Annotated in this window: 3 rRNA genes; all 3 read left to right on the forward strand. The window is 55.5% G+C overall.

The features are described from left to right. Positions 1-103 precede the first annotated feature (103 nt). Positions 104-1627 (forward strand): 16S ribosomal RNA (locus tag EF294_RS21225). 468 nt (positions 1628-2095) lie between these two features. Continuing rightward, positions 2096-5234 (forward strand): 23S ribosomal RNA (locus tag EF294_RS21230). 116 nt (positions 5235-5350) lie between these two features. Continuing rightward, a 5S ribosomal RNA gene (gene rrf, locus EF294_RS21235) occupies positions 5351-5467 on the forward strand. Together the 16S, 23S and 5S rRNA genes form the textbook arrangement of a ribosomal RNA operon. Positions 5468-5517: the final 50 nt, after the last annotated feature.

Genomic DNA, 5517 nt, shown 5'->3' on the forward strand with positions numbered 1-5517 from the left:
TTTTGTGGGGTGTGGTGTGCAGTTTTTTGTGCCAGTTTTTTGGTTTGTTTTTGTCAGGTTTGCTTTCCTGGTTTGTGTTGAAACTGTTTGGTTTCGATGTTTTTTCATGGAGAGTTTGATCCTGGCTCAGGACGAACGCTGGCGGCGTGCTTAACACATGCAAGTCGAACGGAAAGGCCTAGCTTGCTAGGTGCTCGAGTGGCGAACGGGTGAGTAACACGTGGGTGATCTGCCCCTGACTTTGGGATAAGCCTGGGAAACTGGGTCTAATACCGGATATGACCATGGGATGCATGTTCTGTGGTGGAAAGCCTTGTGCGGTTGGGGATGGGCCCGCGGCCTATCAGCTTGTTGGTGGGGTAATGGCCTACCAAGGCGACGACGGGTAGCCGACCTGAGAGGGTGATCGGCCACACTGGGACTGAGACACGGCCCAGACTCCTACGGGAGGCAGCAGTGGGGAATATTGCACAATGGGCGCAAGCCTGATGCAGCGACGCCGCGTGAGGGATGACGGCCTTCGGGTTGTAAACCTCTTTCAGCAGGGACGAAGCTTTTGTGACGGTACCTGCAGAAGAAGCACCGGCCAACTACGTGCCAGCAGCCGCGGTAATACGTAGGGTGCGAGCGTTGTCCGGAATTACTGGGCGTAAAGAGCTCGTAGGCGGTTTGTCGCGTCGTCTGTGAAATTCTGCAGCTTAACTGCAGGCGTGCAGGCGATACGGGCAGACTTGAGTACTACAGGGGAGACTGGAATTCCTGGTGTAGCGGTGAAATGCGCAGATATCAGGAGGAACACCGGTGGCGAAGGCGGGTCTCTGGGTAGTAACTGACGCTGAGGAGCGAAAGCGTGGGTAGCGAACAGGATTAGATACCCTGGTAGTCCACGCCGTAAACGGTGGGTACTAGGTGTGGGTTCCATTTCACGGGATCCGTGCCGTAGCTAACGCATTAAGTACCCCGCCTGGGGAGTACGGCCGCAAGGCTAAAACTCAAAGGAATTGACGGGGGCCCGCACAAGCGGCGGAGCATGTGGATTAATTCGATGCAACGCGAAGAACCTTACCTGGGTTTGACATACACCAGACGCCAGCAGAGATGTTGGTTCCCTTGTGGTTGGTGTACAGGTGGTGCATGGCTGTCGTCAGCTCGTGTCGTGAGATGTTGGGTTAAGTCCCGCAACGAGCGCAACCCTTGTCCTGTATTGCCAGCGGGTTATGCCGGGGACTTGCAGGAGACTGCCGGGGTCAACTCGGAGGAAGGTGGGGATGACGTCAAGTCATCATGCCCCTTATGTCCAGGGCTTCACACATGCTACAATGGCCGGTACAGAGGGCTGCGATACCGTGAGGTGGAGCGAATCCCTTAAAGCCGGTCTCAGTTCGGATCGGGGTCTGCAACTCGACCCCGTGAAGTCGGAGTCGCTAGTAATCGCAGATCAGCAACGCTGCGGTGAATACGTTCCCGGGCCTTGTACACACCGCCCGTCACGTCATGAAAGTCGGTAACACCCGAAGCCGGTGGCCTAACCCCTTGTGGGAGGGAGCTGTCGAAGGTGGGATCGGCGATTGGGACGAAGTCGTAACAAGGTAGCCGTACCGGAAGGTGCGGCTGGATCACCTCCTTTCTAAGGAGCATGCAACATTCCCAGGCCGGCGGCGTTTGCCCGTTGGGTGGGTGTGTGTTCATAGGGTGAAACATCAAACACGCCATGTGGCTGATCGTGTGTGCGGTTGGTTGCGGGTGATCGTGCTGGGTGACTGGTGCGGTGCTGCTAATACACTGTCGGGGTTCTGAGGGAACACACGTGTGTGTTGTCTTGGTGCTTGCGATGCGGGTTGGTCTGGTGATGCCTGTTGTGATGGCGGGTGGAGGGTTGGCCGGTTGTGGGTGTGTGTTGTTTGAGAAGTGCATAGTGGATGCGAGCATCTTTATTTTTGCAATGCATATCGAATCAATGTTTTTGGTTTGTGTGTTTTGTTCGAGTTGAAAGAAATGTTTGTAAGGCGAATGGCTAATGTCGTGGGTGTCTGTTCCTGGTGTGCTTCCTTTGTGGGGGTGCGTGGGGGCGGGGCGCCTGTGGTGTTAGGTGTTGTTGTAAGTGTTTGAGGGCGTTCGGTGGATGCCTTGGCACCAGGGGCCGATGAAGGACGTGGTAGGCCGCGATAGTCCTCGGGGAGTTGTCAAACGAGCTGTGATCCGAGGGTGTCCGAATGGGGAAACCCAGCACGAGTGATGTCGTGTTACCACCAGCTGAATGTATAGGCTGTGTGGGGGGAACGTGGGGAAGTGAAACATCTCAGTACCCATAGGAAGAGAAAACAATTGTGATTCCGTGAGTAGTGGCGAGCGAAAGCGGAGGATGGCTAAACCGCGCGCATGTGATACCGGGTAGGGGTTGTGTGTGTGGTGTTGTGGGGTCTGTCTTCCCTGATCTACCTGTCGGGGCGTGAGTGAGAAAGCTGCATGCTAGGTGAAGTGGCCTGGAATGGTCTGCCGTAGGCGGTGAGAGTCCGGTAGCTGAAAGCGTGTGGTCTTGCGTGATGGTGTCCCCAAGTAGCAGCGGGCTCGTGGAATCTGCTGTGAATCTGCCGGGACCACCCGGTAAGCCTGAATACTTCCTGGTGACCGATAGCGGACTAGTACCGTGAGGGAAAGGTGAAAAGTACCCCGGGAGGGGAGTGAAAGAGTACCTGAAACCGGACGCTTACAATCCGTCAAAGCCTGTGGATTCTTTGGTGAATCGTGGGTGATGGCGTGCCTTTTGAAGAATGAGCCTGCGAGTTAGTGCTCGGTGGCGAGGTTAACCCGTGTGGGGTAGCCGTAGCGAAAGCGAGTCTGAATAGGGCGTTATATAGTCGCCGGGTCTAGACCCGAAGCGGAGTGATCTACCCATGGCCAGGGTGAAGCGCGGGTAAGACCGTGTGGAGGCCCGAACCCACTTCAGTTGAAAATGGAGGGGATGAGTTGTGGGTAGGGGTGAAAGGCCAATCAAACTCCGTGATAGCTGGTTCTCCCCGAAATGCATTTAGGTGCAGCGTGGTGTGTTTCTTACCGGAGGTAGAGCTACTGGATGGCCGATGGGCCCTACTAGGTTACTGACGTCAGCCAAACTCCGAATGCCGGTAAGTGAGAGCACTGCAGTGAGACTGCGGGCGATAAGGTTCGTAGTCGAGAGGGAAACAGCCCAGATCGCCGGCTAAGGCCCCTAAGCGTGTACTAAGTGGAAAAGGATGTGGGGTCGCGAAGACAACCAGGAGGTTGGCTTAGAAGCAGCCACCCTTGAAAGAGTGCGTAATAGCTCACTGGTCAAGTGATCCTGCGCCGACAATGTAGCGGGGCTCAAGTACACCGCCGAAGCCGCGGCACTCACACGTGTGTCTGGCTTCCTTCTGCGGAGGGTTGTCTAGGTGTGTGGGTGGGTAGGGGAGCGTCCTGCATCCGTGGAAGCGCCGGAGTGATCTAGGTGTGGAGGGTGTGGGAGTGAGAATGCAGGCATGAGTAGCGAAAGCAGAGTGAGAAACTCTGCCGCCGGATGACCAAGGGTTCCTGGGCTAGGCTAATCCGCCCAGGGTGAGTCGGGACCTAAGGCGAGGCCGACAGGCGTAGTCGATGGACAACGGGTTGATATTCCCGTACCCGTGTATCCGCGCCCATGCTGAATCATCTGTACTAACCATCCAAATCCTGATCGATACTCTTCGGAGTACGTGAGGGTGCTGCATGGGACCTCGGGTGGTAGTAGGCAAGCGATGGGGTGACGCAGGAAGGTAGTGGGGCCAGGCGGTGGTTGTCCTGGTGTAAGCCTGTAGCACTGGCGATTGGTAAATCCGTCGTCTGTATGTGTGAGAGGTGATGCGTAACCGTTGTGGTGAATTCCATGATCCTATGCTGCCGAGAAAAGCCTCTAGTGAGTTGGTACACGGCCCGTACCCCAAACCAACACAGGTGGTCAGGTAGAGAATACTAAGGCGATCGAGAGAACTGTGGTTAAGGAACTCGGCAAAATGCCCCCGTAACTTCGGGAGAAGGGGGACCCATACTGGTGACGGCTCTTGCAGTGTGAGCTGGTGTGGGTCGCAGAGACCAGAGAGAAGCGACTGTTTACTAAAAACACAGGTCCGTGCGAAGTCGTAAGACGATGTATACGGACTGACGCCTGCCCGGTGCTGGAAGGTTAAGAGGACCGGTTAATCACTTCGGTGGTGAAGCTGAGAATTTAAGCCCCAGTAAACGGCGGTGGTAACTATAACCATCCTAAGGTAGCGAAATTCCTTGTCGGGTAAGTTCCGACCTGCACGAATGGCGTAACGACTTCTCTGCTGTCTCAACCACAGACTCGGCGAAATTGCAGTACGAGTAAAGATGCTCGTTACGCGCGGCAGGACGAAAAGACCCCGGGACCTTCACTATAGCTTGGTATTGGTGTTCGGTTCGGTTTGTGTAGGATAGGTGGGAGACTGTGAAGTGGCCACGCCAGTGGTTGTGGAGTCGTTGTTGAAATACCACTCTGATCGTATTGGACTTCTAACCTCGGACCCTGATCGGGTTCAGGGACAGTGCCTGGTGGGTAGTTTAACTGGGGCGGTTGCCTCCTAAAAGGTAACGGAGGCGCCCAAAGGTTCCCTCAGCCTGGTTGGCAATCAGGTGGCGAGTGTAAGTGCACAAGGGAGCTTGACTGTGAGACGTACATGTCGAGCAGGGACGAAAGTCGGGACTAGTGATCCGGCACCAACGTGTGGAAGTGGTGTCGCTCAACGGATAAAAGGTACCCCGGGGATAACAGGCTGATCTTCCCCAAGAGTCCATATCGACGGGATGGTTTGGCACCTCGATGTCGGCTCGTCGCATCCTGGGGCTGGAGTAGGTCCCAAGGGTTGGGCTGTTCGCCCATTAAAGCGGCACGCGAGCTGGGTTTAGAACGTCGTGAGACAGTTCGGTCTCTATCCGCCGCGCGCGTTAGAAACTTGAGGAAACCTGTCCCTAGTACGAGAGGACCGGGACGGACGAACCTCTGGTGTGCCAGTTGTTCCGCCAGGAGCATTGCTGGTTGGCTACGTTCGGAAGGGATAACCGCTGAAAGCATCTAAGCGGGAAGCCTGTTCCAAGATGAGGTTTCTCACCACCATTTGAGTGGTTAAGGCCCCCCACAGACCATGGGGTTGATAGGCCAGAACTGGAAGCCCAGTAATGGGTGTAGGTGACTGGTACTAATCGGCCGAGGACTTACAACAACATCCTTATATTCTTCGTACACTCTCAAAGAGTTAAAGAGGTGTCGCATCCACTATGTACTTCTGAAACAACACCAGGAGATAAATAAACTCGTCTGGTGCGAGTTTCAGAGAGTTTCGGCGGCCATAGCGGTGGGGAAACGCCCGGTCCCATTCCGAACCCGGAAGCTAAGCCCACCAGCGCCAATGGTACTGCACCCTAATCAGTGTGGGAGAGTAGGACACCGCCGAACAACACCTCCGGGATGCCCCGCAACACACCACGTTGCGGGGCATCACCCAT

Origin of the sequence: Gordonia oryzae (assembly GCF_003797185.1) — a bacterium.
Taxonomy (GTDB): Bacteria; Actinomycetota; Actinomycetes; order Mycobacteriales; family Mycobacteriaceae; genus Gordonia; species Gordonia oryzae.